The organism is Streptomyces sp. NPDC051582 (assembly GCF_040681715.1).
GTDB lineage: Bacteria > Actinomycetota > Actinomycetes > Streptomycetales > Streptomycetaceae > Streptomyces.
In genome coordinates, this window is sequence record NZ_JBFAZJ010000012.1 from 203,276 (window position 1) to 222,582 (window position 19,307).

General features: G+C 73.4%; 20 protein-coding genes and 1 pseudogene. 10 read left to right on the top strand and 11 right to left on the bottom strand.

Going from position 1 to position 19,307, the window contains the following annotated elements; genetic code table 11:
- Positions 1 to 148 precede the first annotated feature (148 nt).
- The 6 genes from AB0M92_RS18080 (at position 149) to AB0M92_RS18105 (ending at position 5,979) form a co-directional block, all read left to right on the top strand.
- Positions 149 to 2,017 carry an ABC transporter ATP-binding protein gene (locus AB0M92_RS18080; protein ID WP_366103176.1) on the top strand — a complete coding sequence of 623 codons (1,869 nt, stop codon included), beginning with the start codon at positions 149 to 151 and terminating at the stop codon, positions 2,015 to 2,017.
- Positions 2,014 to 2,901 (top strand): serine/threonine-protein kinase, encoded by an 888-nt coding sequence (locus tag AB0M92_RS18085; protein ID WP_366103177.1) that lies wholly within the window; start codon positions 2,014 to 2,016, stop codon positions 2,899 to 2,901. The genes AB0M92_RS18080 and AB0M92_RS18085 overlap by 4 nt, the downstream gene beginning before the upstream one ends.
- A gap of 79 nt (positions 2,902 to 2,980) precedes the next feature.
- The gene (locus AB0M92_RS18090; protein WP_366103178.1) at positions 2,981 to 4,252 is read left to right on the top strand and encodes a pyroglutamyl peptidase; all 1,272 of its coding nucleotides are present in this window, start codon (positions 2,981 to 2,983) and stop codon (positions 4,250 to 4,252) included.
- Positions 4,253 to 4,513: 261 nt separating this feature from the next.
- Positions 4,514 to 4,948 carry a hypothetical protein gene (locus AB0M92_RS18095; protein WP_366103179.1) on the top strand — a complete coding sequence of 145 codons (435 nt, stop codon included), beginning with the start codon at positions 4,514 to 4,516 and terminating at the stop codon, positions 4,946 to 4,948.
- A 94-nt stretch (positions 4,949 to 5,042) separates the two neighbouring features.
- Complete coding sequence (locus AB0M92_RS18100) at positions 5,043 to 5,693, top strand: hypothetical protein (RefSeq protein ID WP_366103180.1); 651 nt, start codon at positions 5,043 to 5,045, stop codon at positions 5,691 to 5,693.
- A 58-nt stretch (positions 5,694 to 5,751) separates the two neighbouring features.
- Entirely contained in the window at positions 5,752 to 5,979 is a 228-nt protein-coding gene (locus AB0M92_RS18105) for a hypothetical protein (protein ID WP_366103181.1), read from the top strand.
- Here AB0M92_RS18105 and AB0M92_RS18110 read toward each other — a convergent pair.
- From AB0M92_RS18110 to AB0M92_RS18140, 7 genes and pseudogenes are all read right to left on the bottom strand, one after another.
- Positions 5,976 to 6,395, bottom strand: coding sequence for a hypothetical protein (locus AB0M92_RS18110; RefSeq protein WP_366103182.1), 420 nt, complete (start codon positions 6,393 to 6,395; stop codon positions 5,976 to 5,978). The two genes, AB0M92_RS18105 and AB0M92_RS18110, sit on opposite strands and share 4 nt — an antisense overlap.
- Before the next feature lie 108 nt (positions 6,396 to 6,503).
- A complete protein-coding gene (locus AB0M92_RS18115; RefSeq protein ID WP_366103183.1) occupies positions 6,504 to 7,805 on the bottom strand; it encodes an MFS transporter in 1,302 nt (433 codons plus the stop codon).
- Positions 7,806 to 7,882: 77 nt separating this feature from the next.
- The gene (locus AB0M92_RS18120; protein ID WP_366103184.1) at positions 7,883 to 9,907 is read right to left on the bottom strand and encodes a prolyl oligopeptidase family serine peptidase; all 2,025 of its coding nucleotides are present in this window, start codon (positions 9,905 to 9,907) and stop codon (positions 7,883 to 7,885) included.
- A 106-nt stretch (positions 9,908 to 10,013) separates the two neighbouring features.
- The gene (locus tag AB0M92_RS18125) at positions 10,014 to 11,657 is read right to left on the bottom strand and encodes a glutamate synthase subunit beta (RefSeq protein ID WP_366103185.1); all 1,644 of its coding nucleotides are present in this window, start codon (positions 11,655 to 11,657) and stop codon (positions 10,014 to 10,016) included.
- Between the two features lie 44 nt (positions 11,658 to 11,701).
- Positions 11,702 to 11,827 carry a hypothetical protein gene (locus tag AB0M92_RS18130; protein WP_366103201.1) on the bottom strand — a complete coding sequence of 42 codons (126 nt, stop codon included), beginning with the start codon at positions 11,825 to 11,827 and terminating at the stop codon, positions 11,702 to 11,704.
- A 29-nt stretch (positions 11,828 to 11,856) separates the two neighbouring features.
- Positions 11,857 to 12,164: pseudogene (locus AB0M92_RS18135) on the bottom strand (alpha/beta hydrolase); the annotation flags it as partial.
- Between the two features lie 174 nt (positions 12,165 to 12,338).
- Positions 12,339 to 12,791, bottom strand: coding sequence for a MarR family winged helix-turn-helix transcriptional regulator (locus AB0M92_RS18140; RefSeq protein ID WP_366103186.1), 453 nt, complete (start codon positions 12,789 to 12,791; stop codon positions 12,339 to 12,341).
- 60 nt (positions 12,792 to 12,851) lie between these two features.
- On the opposite strand from AB0M92_RS18140, the gene AB0M92_RS18145 reads away from it, so the two are divergent.
- Positions 12,852 to 13,814: an alpha/beta fold hydrolase gene (locus tag AB0M92_RS18145; protein WP_366103187.1), complete on the top strand. Its 963-nt coding sequence runs from the start codon at positions 12,852 to 12,854 to the stop codon at positions 13,812 to 13,814.
- On the opposite strand, the gene AB0M92_RS18150 is transcribed toward AB0M92_RS18145, so the two are convergent.
- Together AB0M92_RS18150 and AB0M92_RS18155 are read right to left on the bottom strand one after the other, a co-directional pair.
- Positions 13,796 to 14,083, bottom strand: coding sequence for a DUF6225 family protein (locus AB0M92_RS18150; RefSeq protein WP_366103188.1), 288 nt, complete (start codon positions 14,081 to 14,083; stop codon positions 13,796 to 13,798). The genes AB0M92_RS18145 and AB0M92_RS18150 overlap by 19 nt on opposite strands.
- A gap of 74 nt (positions 14,084 to 14,157) precedes the next feature.
- Positions 14,158 to 14,760: a TetR/AcrR family transcriptional regulator gene (locus AB0M92_RS18155; protein ID WP_366103189.1), complete on the bottom strand. Its 603-nt coding sequence runs from the start codon at positions 14,758 to 14,760 to the stop codon at positions 14,158 to 14,160.
- Between the two features lie 100 nt (positions 14,761 to 14,860).
- On the opposite strand from AB0M92_RS18155, the gene AB0M92_RS18160 reads away from it, so the two are divergent.
- Positions 14,861 to 16,279 carry an amidase gene (locus tag AB0M92_RS18160; RefSeq protein ID WP_366103190.1) on the top strand — a complete coding sequence of 473 codons (1,419 nt, stop codon included), beginning with the start codon at positions 14,861 to 14,863 and terminating at the stop codon, positions 16,277 to 16,279.
- Between the two features lie 105 nt (positions 16,280 to 16,384).
- On the opposite strand, the gene AB0M92_RS18165 is transcribed toward AB0M92_RS18160, so the two are convergent.
- Positions 16,385 to 17,368 carry an aldo/keto reductase gene (locus AB0M92_RS18165; RefSeq protein WP_366103191.1) on the bottom strand — a complete coding sequence of 328 codons (984 nt, stop codon included), beginning with the start codon at positions 17,366 to 17,368 and terminating at the stop codon, positions 16,385 to 16,387.
- Between the two features lie 102 nt (positions 17,369 to 17,470).
- On the opposite strand from AB0M92_RS18165, the gene AB0M92_RS18170 reads away from it, so the two are divergent.
- Positions 17,471 to 18,079: a TetR family transcriptional regulator gene (locus tag AB0M92_RS18170; protein ID WP_366103192.1), complete on the top strand. Its 609-nt coding sequence runs from the start codon at positions 17,471 to 17,473 to the stop codon at positions 18,077 to 18,079.
- 54 nt (positions 18,080 to 18,133) lie between these two features.
- Positions 18,134 to 18,427 carry a hypothetical protein gene (locus AB0M92_RS18175; protein WP_366103193.1) on the top strand — a complete coding sequence of 98 codons (294 nt, stop codon included), beginning with the start codon at positions 18,134 to 18,136 and terminating at the stop codon, positions 18,425 to 18,427.
- Positions 18,428 to 18,842: 415 nt separating this feature from the next.
- Here the strand turns inward: AB0M92_RS18175 and AB0M92_RS18180 are convergent.
- Positions 18,843 to 19,307, bottom strand: a 465-nt coding sequence (locus AB0M92_RS18180) for a transposase (protein ID WP_366103194.1), incomplete at its 5' end; no start/stop codon positions are given.

Consider the following 19,307-nt stretch of genomic DNA (forward strand, 5'->3'; position numbering starts at 1 on the left):
ACCTGATTCCCGCGAAGCACCGCCGTCGTGGCAAGAGGGACATGACCTCGGGACGTAACGACAGCACCGGCAAGCGCCGTCAGCGTCGCCGCCACTGCAACAACGACAACGGCCACCACGGCAACCACGGCAACAACTGGTAAGCACGATGGGACGGGTCGCGCGGCATGCACTGCGGCGGCTGCTGTCGGTGGCAGAAGACCCCGACGCGGTCGTCGCCGCCGCGCCGCCCGTCACTCCGCGCCAAGCGTTCCGCCGGTTCTGGCCCTACACCCGGGGCGGCCGGCGCTGGCTCGTCCCGATCCTGCTCTTCAGCATGATCGGCCCGTTGCTCGACGCGGCGGAGATCTGGCTCTTCAAGGTCGTGGTGGACGAGGTCCTCGTGCCGCGCGACCTGCGTCCGTTCCTGTGGATCGCGTTGGCCTACCTGGGCCTCGTCCTCGCTTCCGGCATCCTGGAGTTCGCCGACGACGTGCTCTCCACGTGGGTCGGCGAGCGCTTCCTGCTGGCCCTGCGGTCGGACGTCTACCGGCACGTCCAGGGGCTCTCCCTCGGGTTCTTCGAGCGCCGACGGCTGGGTGACGTACTGTCGCGCATCACCGGCGACGTCGACGCGATCGAGACGTTCCTCCTCTCCGGCGTGGCCAACGCCCTTTACTACGTCATCCAGTTGGGCGTCTTCCTCGGCCTGCTCTTCTACCTCAGCTGGGACCTGACCCTCCTCGCGCTGGTCATCGTGCCCCTCTTCTGGGGCGCGGCCCGCCGCTTCTCCCGGCTCATCAAGGCCGCCTCGCGCGAGCGGCGCCGGCGCAGCGGCTCGATCAGCGCGATAGCCGAGGAGTCGCTCGGCAACATCGCGCTGGTGCAGGCGTACAACCGGCAGGACACGGAGGAGAGCCGGTTCACCCGCGAGAGCGTGGGCCGCTTCCGCGCGGCGATGGTCTCGGCGCGCATCCGCTCCGTGTACGGCCCGCTGGTCGAGGTCATCGAACTGACCGGCGCGCTGGCCGTGATGGGCCTGGGCACCTGGAAGCTGGCGCAGGGCCAGCTCACGCTGGGCGGGCTGCTGGTCTTCGTCGCCCTGCTGGGCCGGCTCTACAGTCCCATCCGCGACCTGTCCCAGCTCACGAACACCTTCTACGCCGCGTCCGCGTCGGCCGAGCGCATCATCGAACTGCTCGACCAGCACCCGCAGGTCGTCGAGGTCGAAGCCGCCCGTGCCCGGAGGATCGGGCGCGCCCGGGGCGATGTCGAGTTCCGAGGCGTCTCGTTCCGCTATCCGGGCACGGCGCGATGGGCCCTGCGCGAGGTGTCCTTCCGCGTACGGCCCGGTACGACGCTGGCGCTGGTCGGGACGAGCGGCGCAGGCAAGTCCACGATCGGCAAGCTCCAACTGCGCTTCTACGACCCGGACGAGGGGGCCGTCCTCCTCGACGGCACCGATCTGCGGGAGCTGCGGCTGTCCGAACTGCGCGAGAACGTCGCGGTGGTGCTCCAGGAGACGCTCGTCTTCCACGGCACCGTACGGGAGAACATCGCGTACGGGCGCCCCGGTGCGAGCGAGGAGGAGATCGTCGCGGCGGCGCGCGCGGCCGACGCCGACGGGTTCATCCGGCTCCTCCCCGAGGGCTACGACACCGTCGTGGGCCAGCGGGGCCGGACACTCTCCGGCGGGCAGGCCCAGCGCCTGGCGATCGCGCGCGCGATGGTCCGGGACGCGCCCGTCCTGCTCCTGGACGAACCGACCACCGGCCTGGACGCCGAGTCGGCCCGCCGGATCATGGAACCGCTGCGGAGGCTGATGGCCGGGCGGACCACCGTCGTGATCTCCCACAACCTGCTGACCGTCCGCGACGCCACGTCCACGGTGGTGCTGGACCGGGGCCGGGTCGCCGAGTGCGGTACCCATGAGGAGCTGCTCTTGCGGGGCGGCGCCTACGCCCGCCTCCACCGGGTGAACGGCGGCGCGCCCGGGCCCGGGCCCGGTCCCTCCTCCCCGCTGAAGGTCCTGTCATGAACCTCGCGACCACCACCCGCCCCGTGGCCCCGCCCCTCGTGCCCGGTGCGGTCCCCGCGCCCGGGTACGAGGTCCTGGCCCACCTGGACCGCACCGGCTGGCTCGACCTGTACGACGCCTGGAGCCAGGAGCGGGAGTGCCGGTGCGTGGTGAAGGTGCTGCGCCCCGACCGCCGCGACGAGCCGCGGCTGGCCGGCCGGCTGGTCCGTGAGGGCCGCTGGCTCCAGCGCTTCACGCATCCGCACCTGGTCCGCGCGTACGAGACCTTCGAGTCCCCCGAGCCGATCGTCGTGCTCGAAACGCTGACGGGCGAGACGCTGTCCCACCTCATCGACCGCCTTCCCCGGCGGGCGTCCGCCGGTGACGTGGCCGTCCTGGGCGTGCAGTTGTGCTCCGCGCTGCACTACCTGCACGGTCAGGGCCTGCTGCACCTGGACCTGAAGCCGGCCAACGTCGTGGTGGAGTGCGCTCACGCGAAGGTGCTCGACCTCAGCGTCGCCCAACCGCCGGGCACCGCTCCGGCCGGCGCCGGCACGTTCGGCTACATGGCCCCCGAACAGGCCCGCGGCGGCGCCCTGTCGGCCGCGGCCGACGTCTGGGGCATCGGCATCACCTTGTACGAACTCGCCACCGGTGAGCTCCCGTTCGACCTCGGCGACACCGTGGACGGGACCACGGACAGTGCGGCCCCGTACTGGTATCCGCAGCTCGAAGAGCCCGCTGCGCCGGTCTCCGCGCGCCGGCGCCTGCCCGCGGCCCTGGCCGCGGCCGTCGACGGCTGCCTGCGCCCCGGTCCGGCGGACAGGCCGTCGCTCTCCGAGCTGTCCGCCGCCCTGGACGCGACCTTGCCCCGGCGCCGGCGCGACACTCCCGAGGCGGCCTGACGGGAACCGGCCAGACCCGGCCGGAGGCGGCCGGAGGCGTCTGGTGGGGCGTTGCGCAGGCTGTGTAATGTCACATCGCATGATGATCTTACGACGCACCGCCCCGCTCGCGGTCCTTCTCGCCACCGTCCTCCCCCCGGCCGTCACCACGCCCGCGCACGCGGCCGACACCTCCTCCTGCCGTACGACGCCCTCCGCACCCCTCGACGCCGAGCAGGCGCGCCTCTCCGACGCCCGGACCACCGCGCTCGTCGAACGCGCCGGGTTCGGCGACTTCGTACGGCGCTTTCCCGCCGCGCTGTGCTCGGTCCGCACCCCCGCCGAGGCCGGGCCGCTGCTCGACGGCTGGGGCGAGGCGCTCTGGCAGGCCGCAGTACGCCGCGCCCAGGGGCAGCGCTCCGGCGGCGATCTCCCGGCGGGGGACGACCGCCCCCTCTACTGGACCCGGCTCGCCATGACCACGGCGCTGGCCCGCTGGGAGCCGGGATTCCCCGTCGACCGCCCCGCGCTGCGCACCCGCTTCGAGGACGCCTCCCGCGGCCTCGCCGACAACGCCTTCCAGACGCCGGCGGGCGTACGGCGCGTCTTCATCAGCGGCTTCGACCCGTTCGGGCTCGACGCCGAGCCGCGCCGCGCCAACCCCTCCGGTTCCGCCGCCCTCCAGCTCAACGGGCGCCGCATCACCCTGGCCGACGGCAGCCGCGCCGAGGTCCGGGCCGTCGTCCTGCCCGTGCGCTACGCCGACTTCGACGCCGGCGTCGTGGAGCGGGCCTTCGCACCGCGGCTGGCCGGCGGCCCCGGCGCCGCGGACGTCATCACCACCATCAGCCAGGGCTACCCCGGCATCTTCACCCTGGAGGCCTGGGCGGGCCGGGCCCGGTCGGCGGATCCCTACCCCGACAACACCGGCTCCCTCTCCGGCGGTACCCGCGAACACCCGGTGACCGCCCCCGGCCTGGGCCCGGGCGCGGAGTTCATCCGGACCACGCTCCCGACCGAGGCGGCGACCGGCTCCGTGCAGAGTCCGTACCCCGTGCTGCTCAACACCGCCGTCACCGAGATCCCGGCGGGCGCCACCGGGCCGGTGGACCGCGAGGACGGGCCGACGCCGGGTTCGCGGGCGGTGGAGGGCGGCGGGGGCGGCTACCTGTCCAACGAGGTGGCGTACCGCTCCAACCGCCTGCGCGGCGAACTCGCCCCGCGGCTGCCCGGCGGCCATCTGCACACCCCCGTCCTCACCGGCCTCCCGGCGGACCCGGGCCTGCTGACGGGCCCCGAGTTCGAGCGCAACGAGACCGCGATCACCGCCGAGGTGCGCGCCGTCCTGGAACACACCGCCGCCCGCCCCTGAACCCCGCCCACAGGGACCCTGGTTCGTCACTCGGGTCCCTGATGCCGAGCGAGCCGAGCGGCCGGGGAACTCCCGCGCCGGCGCGGGGTTCCACGGCTCCGCCCATGCATCCGCCCATGCATCCGCCCACGCATCCGCCCACGCTCTGCGACCAGCACGAACACGCCCCGACGTGCGCCCCGCGCCACCGGTCCGCACGATGGAGGGCGGGACCACGTGTCACGAAGACCCGGGTCCCGCACCCGAGAGAGAGGCGGCGCGATGAGCAGCACGCCGAGTGGAACGACCGGAAGCGGCACGCCGACCGGCACCGGCAGCGCCTGGGCAGCGGGCGGCACGGTGTTCGCGGGCGTCTTGATGATCGTCAGCGGCATCTTCGGCATCATCGAGGGCATCGTGGCCCTCGCCAACGACGAGGTGTACACGCACCTCGGCAACTACACCTTCAAGTTCGACCTCACGGCCTGGGGCTGGATCCATCTCATCGTGGGCATCCTGGTCCTGGTCGCCGGCGCGGCGATCCTCAAGGGTTTGGAGGCCGGCCGGATCGCCGGTATCGCTCTGACCTGCCTTTACGTGATCGTGCACTTTATGTGGCTGCCGTACCAGCCGCTCTGGTCGATCGTCGCCATCCTCGTCGGCGTGTTCGTCATCTGGGCCCTGTGCACCGACAGGTCCCGGCCGACGCGGCCCTGACCGTCCGTCGGCGGCCGCGGCAACGACGGCCCGACACCGCCGGATACCCTCGTGCCGGTACGCGTACGCCACCGGCACGAGGAGCAGGGACAGCATGACCATTCACCGGCCGGGCCGGACCGCAGACCTGCCCGCGGCGGAACTGCTCTGGGCCCGCTGGGCGTTCGTCGCCGTACTGGAGGCGACGACCGCGGCGGAGAGCCGCGGAGTCCACCGCACCGGCCACTGGATCGACGGCGGCGGGCTCCATCTCGACGACTGCGGCTGTACGTGGTGGACCCTGGCCCGGATGGGCCGGGGCCGTTTCGTGCTCTACGGCGAGGACGAGTCGAGCGAGGTCAAGTGGCACAAACCCGCGATCGACATGCTGGCGCAGGCCCCGCAGTGGCTCCCGCACGAGAAGCTGCGCGAGCTGCTCGAAGGCTGGGAGCTGGGCTGCGTCTACTGGTACGAGAACGGCGCCTGGGCGCGTGCCCCCTACCCGGAGAGCCTCGGGGACGACGGTCTGGACTGCGGGATGAGCCGTTTCGTGGAGCGTCGTGAGGTCCTCGGCCTGCTGGCCGGCCACGGTGCGGCCGCACCGGAGCTCTTGGCGGACGCCGAGGCGTACCGGCTGCGGCCCGAGGCCCTCGACGCTCTGGTCGCGGGCACCGGTGGCGAGGAGGGGGACGAGGACCGCGACCTGCCCGCCATGCGCCGCGCGCTGGACCTGGCGGGCCTCGCGGGCGAGCCCGTCACCACGTAGTGCACGCGTTCCGGAAGTGTTCTAGCGTCGTATGAGATGCCCGCATGGAGGTGAGGACGTGGAGGTGAGCAGGGTGGCCAGTCCGACTCCGGCCCAGTTCCGGGCCGTCCACGGCGACATGGACCGGTGGCAGGCCGTCGACTTCGAGGTGTACGAGCACCTCGTCGAGAACGAGTACGTCGTGGCCCCGCGGCCCCGGCCCGGAGCCGGCGACCGCCTGCCGCCCCGCAAGGCCGCGGACCCGGCGAGCGGCCCCGCGCCGCGGGAAACCCCGCCGCTGGACTAGGCCGTGTCCTGCCCGGGACCCGCGGTGGCGAGCTTGCGGGCTCCGCGGACCAGGCCGTACGTTCCCAGCGCCGCGAGCGGGACCGCCGTGACGGCCACGGCGGCCCATTCCCGCGCGTAGTGCGCGGCCTGGGTGGGCGTCCGCTCGAAGGTGATCATCGGGCCCCAGGTGTAGTAGCCCCAGATCATGAGCAGCTGGGAGAGCACGGCGCGCAGGACGGCGTGCACCGCGGTGGGCGCCGTGGCCGAGACCAGCAGTACGACGGCCGCGTACGGCACGTACCCGGAGGCGAAGCGGCTCGCCTCGGTCACGTTCCTCCCGTCGCCGTCACCCGCGATGGCGATCCAGGCGGACAGTGCTCCGGCGGCCAGGGCCACGACCGCGGTGACGGCTGCTCGCTGCACACCCCGTTTCATCTCGTTCTCCTCACCTGCCACGTGCGTATCCGATCCCCTTCACCCTCCGTCAGGGGTGTGCGCGGAAAATGACGGGAATGCGACCGTTTCGTCACGGGGCGGGTTTCGTCACGGGGCGGGCGTGGGGAGCGGCTCGGCCGCCTTCTCCTTCGCGGCGCGGCGCCGCAGCGCGTCCTCGTCCGTGTCCGCGTCGTACGTCAGCAGCTTGGGCAGCGTCACGGACAGGGCCGCCACGGCCGCCACGCACATCAGGCCGCCGCTCCAGAACGCCGACCGCGTGCCCGTCCAGCCGGCGACCGTACCCGCGCGGACCTGGCCCAGCTGCGGACCCACGCTGTACGAGAGCACCTCGATGCCCGCCAGCCGCCCGCGCAGCTCCTCGGGGATGGTCTGGTTCCAGATCGTCGCCCGGCCCAGGCCGCTCAGCATGTCGCCGGCGCCGGCCACGGCCAGGCACGCCAGCACCACCCAGATGTTCGTGAACCAGCCGGTCGCCGCGATCGCGATGCCCCAGACCGCGGCCCCGAACACCACGAACAGGCCGTGCCGCCGCACCCGGGAGGTCCAGCCGCTCGTCATGCCGAGGACCAGGGAGCCCACCGCGCCCGCCGAATACATCAGCCCCAGCGCCCACACGGCGTCGAGCTCGTCCGCGAGGAAGGGGAAGATCGTGTTCGGGAACGCGAAGAACATGGCCGCCAGGTCCACCGCGTACGTACCGAGCAGCACCGGCCGGCTCCACGCGTAGCGCGCGCCCTCGGCTATCCCGCGCAGCGAGGGCCGTTCCGCGTCGGGCGAGGGCGGGGCCGGGGCCAGCCTCGTGCACAGGAGGACGGACAGCAGGAATCCGGCGAGGGTGATGCCGTAGGCGGCCGGATAGCCGGCGTAGGCGACGACCAGGCCGGCGACCGCCGGACCGGCGATCGCGCCGATCTGGTAGCGCAGCGCGTTGAGCGCGGCGGCCGCGGTCATCTGCTCGTGCGGCACGATCCGCGCCATCATCGAGTCCAGGGCCGGACGCTGCAGGCCGGCCAGCGCCGAGACGCCGGCCGCGACCACGTACAGGGGCCACAGCAGCGGGTTCGGCAGCAGGGAGTTCACGAGCAGGACCAGGGCCAGTACCCCGAGCCCGGCCTCGCTCAGCAGGATCATCCGCCGCCGGTCGATCGCGTCGGCGAGGGCGCCGCCGTAGAGGCCGAAGACGACGAGCGGGACGAGTTCCACCGCGCCCATCGCGCCGACCGCGAGCGGGGAGTCCGTGAGGTGCTTGATCTGGAGCGGGAGGGCGATCATCGCCATGAAGGACGTGAAGAACGTGACGGCGCCCTGGAAGAAGAGCAGCCGGAAGTCGCGGCTGGACCGCCACGGGGAGAGGTCGGGAAGCAAACTGGACAAACGGGTGGTACTCACAACGGATCATCGTGAGGGAGCCGCCCCCGCCCGGGCAACGCATTTTTCGGTGCCCGGACGAGCGCGGCCGGAGCCGTTCAGCCCGCTTCGCGGCCCAGGTGGCGCCACAGGAAGGTGTACGCGAGGGCGTGGTTGACGGCTGCCTGTTCGTTGTCGCTGGCTCCGCCGTGGCCGCCGCCGGTGTTCTCGTGGAAGAGGACCCGGTGTCCCAGTTCGCGCAGCCGGGCGGCCGTCTTGCGGGCGTGGCCGGGGTGGACGCGGTCGTCGCGGGTGGAGGTCATCAGGAGCAGCGGCGGGTACGGCCGGTCCGCGCGGAGGTTGTGGTACGGGGAGAGGTCTTCGAGGTGGGGCCGGTCCGCCTCGCTGTCGGGGTCCCCGTACTCGGCGGTCCAGGAGGCTCCGGCGAGCAGGCGGTGGTAGCGGAGCATGTCCAGGAGCGGCACCTTGGCCACGACCGCCCCGAACAGCTCCGGGTGGCGGACCAGCATGGCGCCCATGAGCAGGCCTCCGTTGCTGGCCCCGGTGATGCCGAGGCGGTCGGGGGTGGTGATGCCCCGGGTGGTGAGGTCGGCGGCGACCGCGGCGAAGTCCTCGAAGGCCCGTACCCGGTTCGCGCCGAGGGCCGCCTGGTGCCAGGCCGGACCGTATTCGGAACCGCCGCGGATGTTGGCGACGGCGTACGTTCCGCCGCGGGCGAGCCAGGCGCGGCCGGTGAGCGGGCTGTAGCCGGGGGTCTGCTGGTCGCGGAAGCCCCCGTACCCGTAGAGGAGCGCGGGTCCGGGGCCCTCCTGGCCGGCGGGGCCGACGACGAAGTACGGGACCCGCGTGCCGTCCGCGGAGGTGGCGAAGAACTGCCGGACCGACAGACCGCGGGCGTCGAAGCGGGCCGGTGCCCGCTTGATCGGCTCGGAGTCGGCGCCGACCTGCCCGTACGCGAGCGTGGAGGGCTGGAGGAAGCCGTCGACGTTGAGGAAGTACTCGTCGCTGATGTCCGGGTCGGTGTCGGTGACCGTCACCGAGGAGAGCGGCGGCACGTCCGCGAGCGGGCGGCGGCTCCAGCCGTCCGGGCCCGGGGTGAGGACCTCGATCCGGGTGGCGACGTCGGCCAGCGTCTCCAGGATCAGGTGGTGGCGGGTCCAGCTGTGCCCGGCCAGCGCGGTGCGCTCGTCGGGCGCGAACAGCACGTGCGCGGTGCGGTCCCCGGCGAGGAAGGCGTCGAAGTCGAAGGCGAGGAGCGAGCCCGCCGGATGTCCGAGCCACGGGGACTTCGGGGTGACGATCAGCCACTGCCGGTACGCGTACTTCCCGGCGTCGTCCGGGGCCTCGATCTTCACGAGCCGGTCGCCGTCGGCGAGGAGGTGGAGCTCGTCGTGGAAGAAGTCGGTGTGGCGGGAGACGAAATCGCGCTCGTACCCGGGGGTCGGGTCGTGCCAGCCGGCGGCCGACACGTCGCCGGTCTCCGCCTCGTAGACGACCTCGGCGTCGGTCACGGGGGTGCCCCGGCGCCAGCGCCGGACCGTACGGGGATAGCCCGAGTCGGTCAGCGAGTCCGGGCCGGAATCGGTGCCGAGGAAGACGGTGTCCTCGTCGATCCAGCCGATGCGGGTCTTCGCCTCCGCGACCTGGAAACCGGCGTCGCCGCCGGGCACGAAGGCCAGGGCGCCGAGGTCGAACTCGCGGACCACGACGGCGTCGGAGCCGTCCCGGGACAGCAGGACCAGGGCGCGCCCGTAGTCCGGGTACCGCACCCGCGCACCCGCCCACACCCACTCCTCGCCCTCGCGCGCCGCCAGCTCGTCGACGTCGAGGAGCACCTCCCAGGCCGGGTCGTCCTTGCGGTACTGCTCCAGGGTGGTACGGCGCCACACGCCCTTCGGGCGGTCCGCGTCCCGCCAGAAGTTGTAGAGGTGCACCCCGCGGCGGGTGGTGTACGGGATCCGGTCGGCGTCGTCGAGGACCTCGCGCAGTTCGTCGCGCAGCGGCTCGAATCCCGGGTCGGCGGCGAGCGCGGCGGCGGTCTCCGCGTTCCTCTCCCCCACCCAGGCCAGCGCGGCCTCGCCCTCGACGTCTTCCAGCCACAGGAAACGATCTTCAGCAGTCACCCCACGATTGTGCAGCCCCGCGGGAGCTGCCGGCCCCGTGCCGGGCGGAACGGTGCTCCGGTGCGGGTGGGCGTGGGGGTGGGGTGGGGGTGGGGTGGGGGTGGGGTCAGGTCGAGAGCGGCCGGTCGTGGGCGCCGACGGGGGCGGGCAGGGCGGTCGAGCCGGTGAGGTAGCGGTCCACGGCGGCGGCGGCCGCCCTGCCTTCCGCGATGGCCCACACCACGAGGGACTGGCCGCGGCCCGCGTCGCCCGCCACGAAGACCCCGTCGGGGCGGCGGCGGGAGGGCCGGTCCCTCGGCGGGCCCCAGGACGGCGGGACGCCCGCCGTCCGCGCCGCTGCCCAGGGTGGTGCCTCGGGCGTGGCGGGACGGCCTCTCGGTGGCCCGGAGGTGCCGGGCCCGTCGGACGCGCCGGGCCCGGCAGGCGCGCCGGGCGCGCCCAGGGCCGCGTACTGCCCGTCGCGGGCGAAGTTGCCCCGGTCGTCCCGGGTGAGGCCGAGCTGTTCGCCGAGCCGGGAAGCCCGCTCGGGGCCGGAGAAGCCGAGCGCCAGCAGGACCAGCTCCGCCTCGATGACGCGCTCGGTGCCCGGCATGGGCCTGCGTCCCACGGCCTCGACCTCGGTCAGGTGCAGGGCCCGTACGCGACCGTCGGCGCCACCCTCGAAGTGCATCGTCGCGCTGGAGAAGAGGCGGGGATCGCTGCCGTGGCGTCCGCGGGCCTCCTCGTGGGCGTGGGAGATCCGGTACACCTGCGGGTGCACCAGCGGCCACGGCTCCTCCTCGGGTCGCCCGGGTCCCGGCTCCGGGCGTATGTCGAGCTGGACCACCGACAGCGCTCCCTGCCGCAGGGCCGTGCCCAGGCAGTCGGAGCCGGTGTCCCCGCCTCCGACGATCACCACGTGCCGGCCTTCGGCCGTGAGCGCGGGCGCGGCGCAATCGCCCTCGCCGACCCGGTTGGCACAGGTCAGGTACTCCATGGCCTGGTGGATTCCGGGCAGCTCGCGGCCCGGCGCGGCCAGTTCCCGGCGTTCCTCGGCCCCCACGGCGACGACCACCGCGTCGTGGCGCCGGCGCAGTTCGGCGGCGTCCACGCGGCCGCCGATGTCGGCGTCCGTGCGGAAGACCGTGCCCTCGGCCCGCATCTGGGCGATCCGCCGCTCCAGGTGGATCTTCTCCATCTTGAAGGCGGGAATGCCGTAGCGCAGTAGACCGCCGATGCGGTCCGAGCGCTCGTAGACGACGACGGTGTGCCCGGCGCGCGTCAGCTGCTGGGCCGTGGCGAGCCCGGCCGGGCCGGAGCCTATGACGGCGACGCTCTGCCCGCTGAGCCGGCCGGGCGGGGCCGGCGGGGCGTACCCGAGCTCCCAGGCCTGGTCGGCGATGGTCTGCTCGACGTTCTTGATGGTCACCGGATCGGCGTTGATCGCGAGGACGCAGGAGTCCTCGCAGGGCGCCGGACAGAGCCGGCCGGTGAACTCCGGGAAATTGTTCGTGGCGTGCAGCCGCTCGGCCGCGGCGCGCCAGTCGCCGTGCGCGGCGTACGCGTTCCACTCGGGGATGAGGTTGCCGAGCGGGCAGCCGCCGTGGCAGAACGGAACGCCGCAGTCCATGCAGCGGTTCGCCTGCTCGGACACCAGGGGCAGCAGCGTCTGCCCGGCGTGCACCTCGCGCCAGTCGCCGAGCCGCTGGTCCGCGGGGCGCGACGGGACGGGGTTCCGGGGGGTCCGGAGGAACCCGTACGGGTCGGTCATACGCCGCCTCCCTGGTCACAGGCGGATACGACGGTCAGACCAGGCTACGCCGGGTTGCGGACCTGCGCGGTGCCCGGGAATTGGGTGGTGGCCGCGATGGACCGCTCCGGGTCGTCGAGCCAGGAGGCGTGGCCGGCTCCGGGCTGGACGACGAGCCGGGCGTGCGGCAACAGGGCGGCGTGCGCGTCCGCGGACCAGGGTTCGCGCCGAAGGAGTGCGCGAGCACGTCGATGCGGTCGAGGCCGAGGTGGGCGCGCAGGGCCTCGACGCCGGCGACCTGGCGGTCGCAGCGGTAGGAGCCGGTGTCGGCGGGCGCCTGCGAGCGGCCGGTGCCGCGGAGATCGGGCGTGCCGAGCTGGCGGTGCGCGCAGAGGCAGCCCAGCTCGCCCGAAGTGCGCGGACTCCCGCATCGGCCCGCCGGGCAGGCACGCAGACGAGCGGCGGTCCGTCCCCGCCGAGTACGCGAGAGGCGGGCGGGGTCCCGTCGGGAGCGGCGAAGGCAGGCATGCGGCAGACCCTGCCGACGGCTCCGGCCCCGGCTCCGGCCCCGGGCAACCGGGTTTCCCGGCGCGGCGCCGGCCCGCGGGGAGCCCGGTGGGCGCGGGTCGGACCAGGCGAGCGTGGCACCCCGGCCGGCTGCCGACCCGCGGAAGGCGGCTTCGTCCGGGCGTGGGTCCCGCCCTACCCGCCCTGGCCGGCCACGTCCAGGGCCGCTCCCAAGTAGCGCCGTACGACGTCCAGTTCGGTGGGGCTGAACTCCCCCGCCGCGTCGACCAGCCCGCCGATCAGGGGGCCGAAGAAGGACCGGCCGAGCTCGACGGCCTTCGGCTCCACCGCCAGCAGGACGCGGCGCCGGTCGTGCGGGTCGCGGCCGCGCCGGATCAGGCCCAGCAGCTCCAGCCGGTCGAGGAGCGCCGTGGTGCCCGCCGAGTTGATCCGCAGGGCCTCGCCGAGCCGCCCCGGGGTGACGGCCTCGCCCGCGCGCTGCGCGTCCAGCAGCCGGATCAGGGCCCGCAGATCGGTCGGGTGCAGACCGTTGTGCGCCGCGAACTCGGCGCCGCGCAGGTGGAGTTCCACGGAGACCGCGCGCAGGAGGTGGACCAGCCGCAGGGCGGGGGTGTCGTCTTCGTTCACTCGACTATTCTCTCGCCAAACGAGATAATCGGTCAACGAGACGATATCCGGGGGCCTGCCGTGACCAAGTCCGCATCCACACCCGCATCCACACCCGCACCCGCGTCGCAAGACTTCTTCACCGCCTACGACGCGCTGCTCGCGCGCTGGCCGGCCGGCACTGCCGAGATCGAGGTACCGACCCCCTACGGAACGACCCGGGTCCACGCGTACGGGCCCGCCGGGGCTCCCGCGGTACTGCTCCTGCACGGCGGCGGCTCCACCGGCGCCGTCTGGTTCGCCAACGCCGCGGCGCTCGGCACGCACCACCGGGTGCTCGCCGTCGACATCCTCGGCGACGCCGGCCGCAGCGTGCGCGCGGGCCGCCCGCTGCGCACGAGCGCCGACCTGATGGGCTGGCTGGACGCGCTCCTCGACGGGCTCGGCGTCCGCCGCGCCGCGCTGCTGGGGCATTCGTACGGCGCCTGGATCGCCCTGACGTACGCACTGCACGCGACGGAGCGGGTCGACCGGCTGGTGCTCCTCGACCCGACCCAGTGCTTCGCGGGCTTCCGCCCCGGATTCCTGCTGCGCTCACTGCCCGTGCTGGTCCGCCCGAGGAAGGCCCGGGTGCTCGCCTACCTCGACCGCGAGACGGCGGGCACGGACACCGACCCGGACTGGAAGCGGCTCTTCGCACTGGCGGCCTCGGAATGCGCGGACCGCAAGCCGGTCGTCGGCCGCCGCCCGGACGCGAGGGCCCTGCGGGCCCCGCTCCTGGTCCTGCTCGCGGGCCGCAGCGGCGCCCACGATCCGGAGAAGGTGGCGGCCCGCGCCCGCGAGGCCGTACCGCACGCCCGGATCGAGACGCTCCCTCAGCTCACCCACTACGCGCTGCCCACGGCGGCGCCCGCGGAGACGAACCGCCTGGTCTGCGCGTTCCTCAGGCCCGACCGGGCCGACGAGACCGACCGGGGCGACGAGACCGACCAGGGCGACCAGGGCGACCAGGGCGATCGCGGAGGTCAGTCCAGGTCGAGGTGATAGGCGCCGGCGGCGGCGTCGGCGAACAGCGTGAACTGGACGCGGTGGCCCGGCTCACCGTCGCGGTCGCCCTCACCCTCGCCCTCGCGGTCGACGTCCACCTCGACGGGCTCGGCGTCCACGAGGACGTACTCCCCGTAGCCCTCGAAGTCCCCGGGGCCGTCCGCGACGCCGATGTGGATCGGGGTCTCGTCTGGCAGCGCTGCCAGCACCTCGCGGAGCCGGCCAGCGGTCCACACCTGCGGATTGTGATCGAACATGTCAGCCATGCGGCGACATTAGAGCGCGAAAGGTGCACGACGGTCACGGCGCGCCGGATCGTTTCGCGCATCCGGGGCGACCGTCACCCGGAGTGCGTCCAGAGACGGCCCAGGTGCGCGTGGAGGACCTCCTGCGCCTCCTGCGGGGCGAGGTGACCGATGAGGACGTGCGCGGTGAGCCCGTCCGCGAGCGCGAGGAGGGTGCGCGCCTCGCGCTGCGCGTCGAGGGGCGCGGTATGGCCGGCGCCCTCCGCCGCCTCGGCGATGAGCTGCGCGAACGACTCCTGCAAGCCGGCGTAGTTCACCTTCAGCGTCGCGGCGAGCGGCTCGCTGACCGCAGCCTGCGCCACGAACGCCAGCCAGACCCTGGCCTCGGCCCGGTGCTCCTCCCGCAGCAGTGCCACCTCGGTGGCCGCGTACCCGAGGGCGGTGCCGGCCGACTGGGCCGGACTCCTGACGAGCCGGGCCCGTACGCGCTCGCCGATGCGCTCGCCGACGTACGCGAGGGCGAAGGCGAGCATCTCCTCCTTGGTGCGGAAGCAGCGCTGGACGGCGCCCATCGAGACCTGGGCGCGGGCGGCGACATCGCGCAGGGTCACGCCTTCGAGTCCGCGCTCGTCGGCGAGCCGGCATACGGCCTCGGCGATGACGCGGCGCCGGCCCTCGTGATCCACCTGCTTGGGCATGCCCGATCTCCTCCCGTCCTTATTCGATGCGATCGCATCGGTTCCCAGGTTACTATTCCGATGCAAGTGCATCGGAACGTGGAAGGGAGGGGTTCACACCATGCCGGAACCCTTGTGGAAGATGTCGGCGGCCGCTCAGGCGGCGGCCGTGCACCGCGCGGACGTGTCGGCGGTGGAGCTCGTCGACAGCCACCTGGAGCGCATCGCGGAGGTCAATCCGCAGGTGAACGCGGTCACCCAGCTCATGGCGGAGCGCGCCCGCGCGGCCGCGGCGCACACCGACCGGCTGCGGGCCGAGGGCGCCGGGCTGGGGCCGCTCGCGGGTGTGCCGTTCACGGTGAAGGAGACCACCGCCGTCGAAGGCGTACCGACCACCTTCGGCACACCGCGCTTCCGCGATCTGGTGGCCGCGGCCGACGCGCTCCCGGTGGCCAGGCTGCGCGCGGCGGGAGCCATCCCGATCGGGCACGCGAACGTGCCCACCCTGATCCTGGCCGGGATGCACACCCGCAGCGAGCTGTTCGGCGACACCGTCAATCCGTGGGACCGCGGCCGGACCCCGGGCGGCAGCAGCGGAGGCGACGCGGTGGCCGTCGCCACGGGCATGGCGGCGCTGGGCCTCGGCAACGACTCGGGCGGATCGGTGCGCATCCCGGCCCAGTTCTGCGGGGTGGCGGGGTTGAAGCCGTCCACGGGCCGGTTCCCGGCGGACCAGCGCGTCCTCGGACCGGACGACCCGGGCCCCGCGTCCCAGATGCTCGTCACGGACGGGGCGCTGGCGCGGTCGGTGGGCGACCTGCGGCTGGCGTACGAGGTACTGGCCGGGACCGATCCGCGCGACCCGCGGGCCGTACCGGTGCCGCTCCGCGGAGAGCCGCTGCCGCCGGCGGCCGTGAAGGTCGCCGTGGTCGCGGACCCCGGCGGCCAGGGCGTCGATCCCGTGGTGCGCGCGGCGGTGGCGACCGCGGCCGGCGCGCTGCGGGACGCCGGGTACGACGTACGCGAGGTGGCGGACGTACCGCGCATGGCCGAGGCCCTCGAAGCGTACGGCCGGATCACCGTGACCGAGTTCGCTCCGAGTTGGCCGGTGGTACGCACGCTGCTCGGTGCGGGCGGGGACCGGTACATCGCGATGGCGATGGAGCGGACGCCACCCGCGAGTGCGGCCGAGCTCGTGGGACTGATGGGGAGTTGGCAGGGCATCCGCCGCTCGTGGGCCGAATTCCTGGACGAGTACCCCCTGCTGCTCGGGCCCGTGTTCACGGAGCCGCCGGTCGAACCGGGGCTGGAATCGCGTGACGCTGCGGGCCGCGACCGGGTCGGCACGGGCATGCGCCTGTGCACCGTGACCAGCTTCGTGGGCGTACCGGCCGTGGCCGTGCCGACGGGGTTGGCCGAGGGGCTCCCGTGCGGGGTCCAGATCGTCGGGCGGGCGTTCCGGGAGGACCTGTGCCTGGACGCCGCCCAGGCGATCGAGGACCGGCTCGGCGTCCTCACCCCGGTGGACCCGCGCGGGTGAGGCGGGACGGGTCCGGGCCGGGCGGGTGAGGCCGGGCGGCGGCTTCGGATCGCGGCAGCGCCCCCTCCCCCTCCGCCCCCGCCCGCCGTTCCCGGCCTCGCTCGGTCACCCGTTCAGGGACTTCATCAGCTCCGGGGCGTAGCGGTCGCCCGAGACGACCCCGTGCGGGGCCACCGCCTCGATGGCGGCCAGGTCCGCGTCCGTGATCGTCACCGCGGTGGCGGCGATGTTCTCCTCCAGGTAGCGGCGACGCTTCGTGCCCGGGATCGGCACCGCGCCCTGGCGCAGGGTCCAGGCCAGCGCCAGCTGCGAGGGGGTCACCCCCTTCTGCGCGGCGAGGCGGCGGACCTGGTCGACCACGGCGAGGTTGCGGTCGAAGTTCTCGCCCAGGAAGCGGGGGTCCGTGCGGCGGAAGTCGTCGTCCGCGAAATCGTCCGGGGTGGTGATCGCGCCCGACAGGAAGCCCCGGCCGAGCGGCGAGTACGCGACGAGACCGATGCCGAGATCGCGCAGGGTGTCGAGCACGCCGTCGTACTCGATGCCGCGCTCGAAGAGGCTGTACTCGGTCTGCACGGCGGCCAGCGGGTGCACGGCGTGGGCGCGGGCGATGGTGGCGGGCGCGGCCTCGCACAGGCCGATGTGGCGGACCTTGCCGGCGGCGACCAGCTCGGCCATGGCCCCGACGCTCTCCTCGATCGGCACGTTCGGGTCGACCCGGTGCAGGTAGTAGAGGTCGATGTGGTCCGTACCGAGGTGGCGCAGGGAGCGGTCGGCCGAGCGGCGGATGTACTCGGGGGTGCCGTTCTGGCCGAGCAGCGCGCCCTCGTCGGTGAACTCGACCCCGGTCTTCGTGGCGATCACGGCGGCGTCGCGGCGGCCGGCCAGCGCCTTGCCGAGGAGCTGTTCGTTCAGGAAGGGGCCGTAGCCCTCGGCGGTGTCGAGCAGCGTGACGCCGAGCTCCAGCGCGCGGTCGATGGTGGCCAGCGACTCGGTCTCGTCGGTGGCACCGTAGTGGGCGCTCATGCCCATCAGGCCGAGCCCTTCGGCGCCGACCTCAAGGCCCTGACCGCCCAGTGCGCGAATCTCCATGGTGCTGCACCCCTTCGTAAGTAACTAACTGGATAGTTCGACTATGCACCGGGCTCGCGCCGCATGTCAATAACCAGATAGTTACTTGCTAGGCTTCGCCCCATGGCACGGGATTCCAGCGCGACCAAGGCACGGCTGCTCGACGCGGCCTTCTCCGAATTCGCCGCGTACGGCATCGCCGGCGCGCGGGTCGACCGCATCGCCGAGGCCGCGCAGGCGAACAAGCGGCTCATCTACGTCTACTACGGCAACAAGGAGCAGCTCTTCGACGCCGTTCTCCAGCGGGCACTGGAGACGGGTTCGGAGTCCGTCCCGTTCAGCGCCGACGACCTGCCGGGGTACGCGGGGGCCGTCTTCGACCACCTCGTCGAGCAGCCGTCCCTGATGCGGCTCGTGGTGTGGAAGCAGCTGGAGCGGCCCGGCGCCACGGAGACGGAGACGGAGTCCTACCGCGGCAAGATCGCGGTGGTGGAGGAGGCCCAGCGGGCGGGGCGCGTCGACGCCGCACTGGACCCCGCCGATGTGCTCACGCTCGTACTGGGCCTGTCCCAGGCCTGGTTCGGCGCGGTGGGCGGGCCGGCCGCGGGCGGTACGGGTACGGGCTGGACGCCCGAGCGGCTGGCCCTGCACCGCACGGCGGTGGTCGAAGCCGTGCGCCGCATCACGACGCCGCCCCTGGACACCCCCCAGGAGCTCTCCGGCCGATCTTGATGGACCGCCCGCGGTCTCTGCTGCCGTACGATCTCGGCGGTTGAGGGGGAGGCCGTGAAGGACGTATTCGATCTGACCGGACAGCCACCGAGTGGCTGGATGCACGCCATCTTCGGCGGAGGACCGTACGGCGAGGACGTCGGCCGCTGCATCCCCGGCCCGCCCGCGCCTGCGACCATGACGGTTCCGCTTCCGGACGGCGGCGAGTTCGCGTACCGGCTGGTGACGGTCGGCTCGTGGTCCGATCCGAACGACCCCATCGCCCTCTACGACGGCACCGGCCCGGTGCCACCGCCACCGCTGTCGGAACTGGAGAAGTCCTGGCTCAAGCGCCGCGCCGGCCAGTAGTTCCGGGCCGTCGAGCGGTCATGACCGCAACCGGCCGACCGGCGACGCTGCGGTCGTGGCGCGCAGGAAGACATGGCCACGCTCGCCACAACGGGCGGCGACGGCCCGGGAGTTCTTGAGTCCGCCGATGGCCCGTTCGACGGTGTCGCGATTCCCGTACCGCTCCTCGCCGAAGGCCGTCGGCCGTCCGCCTCACGGCGGGCGGCCGTGTACTGGACGTACTCGGGATTTCGCCCGGTGCGCCGAGAGCACGTGCCGGGCGCCGCGGGACAGGCGGGACCGTGCGGACACCCCCTAGTAGTGCTTTGTTAGGTGGTGTCGTAGGTCTGCCATGGGGCCGGTTGTCGGCAGGTGGGGCAGGTCCCGGTCCAGGTGGCGATGAGGTGTTGGAGGAGGTCCAGGGCCTGGTAGAGGGTCAGGCCCTGGCAGGGGCTTTTGGGGTCCTCCGCAGTTCGGTCAGGAACAGGTGGGCGGCGGTAACGAGGGTGACGTGGCGGTGCCAGCCGGTGAACGAACGTCCCTCGAAGTGGTCCAGACCCAGGCATGTTTTCAGCTCGCGGTAGTCGTGCTCGATCCGCCACCGTGACTTCGCCAGCCGGACCAGGTCCTTCGCCGGGATGCCGGCGGGCAGGTTCGAGATCCAGTACTTGACCGGTTCGTCCTCGCCCTCGGGCCACTGCGCGATCAGCCAGGCGAGCGGGATCGTGCCGTCGGCGGCAGGCTTGGGGCGCCGGCCTGCCAGACGGACGCGCAGGAGAACGAAGTACGAGCTCATCGCGGCTTTCGAACCCTTGCGCCAGGTCAGGGTCCGTCCCTGCTGGCGTCCGGCAGCCAGCACATGCTCACGCAAAGACACGGGTCGGGTGCGGTAGCGGGGCAG

Excerpts from the sequence above, each read along its gene's own strand:
- AB0M92_RS18080 (WP_366103176.1), top strand. The coding sequence starts at position 149 with ATGGGACGGGTCGCGCGGCATGCACTGCGGCGGCTGCTGTCGGTGGCA.
- AB0M92_RS18085 (WP_366103177.1), top strand. The coding sequence starts at position 2,014 with ATGAACCTCGCGACCACCACCCGCCCCGTGGCCCCGCCCCTCGTGCCC.
- AB0M92_RS18090 (WP_366103178.1), top strand. The coding sequence starts at position 2,981 with ATGATGATCTTACGACGCACCGCCCCGCTCGCGGTCCTTCTCGCCACC.
- AB0M92_RS18095 (WP_366103179.1), top strand. The coding sequence starts at position 4,514 with ATGAGCAGCACGCCGAGTGGAACGACCGGAAGCGGCACGCCGACCGGC.
- AB0M92_RS18100 (WP_366103180.1), top strand. The coding sequence starts at position 5,043 with ATGACCATTCACCGGCCGGGCCGGACCGCAGACCTGCCCGCGGCGGAA.
- AB0M92_RS18110 (WP_366103182.1), bottom strand. The coding sequence starts at position 6,395 with ATGAAACGGGGTGTGCAGCGAGCAGCCGTCACCGCGGTCGTGGCCCTG.
- AB0M92_RS18125 (WP_366103185.1), bottom strand. The coding sequence starts at position 11,657 with ATGACCGACCCGTACGGGTTCCTCCGGACCCCCCGGAACCCCGTCCCG.
- AB0M92_RS18150 (WP_366103188.1), bottom strand. The coding sequence starts at position 14,083 with ATGGCTGACATGTTCGATCACAATCCGCAGGTGTGGACCGCTGGCCGG.
- AB0M92_RS18155 (WP_366103189.1), bottom strand. The coding sequence starts at position 14,760 with ATGCCCAAGCAGGTGGATCACGAGGGCCGGCGCCGCGTCATCGCCGAG.
- AB0M92_RS18160 (WP_366103190.1), top strand. The coding sequence starts at position 14,861 with ATGCCGGAACCCTTGTGGAAGATGTCGGCGGCCGCTCAGGCGGCGGCC.
- AB0M92_RS18165 (WP_366103191.1), bottom strand. The coding sequence starts at position 17,368 with ATGGAGATTCGCGCACTGGGCGGTCAGGGCCTTGAGGTCGGCGCCGAA.
- AB0M92_RS18170 (WP_366103192.1), top strand. The coding sequence starts at position 17,471 with ATGGCACGGGATTCCAGCGCGACCAAGGCACGGCTGCTCGACGCGGCC.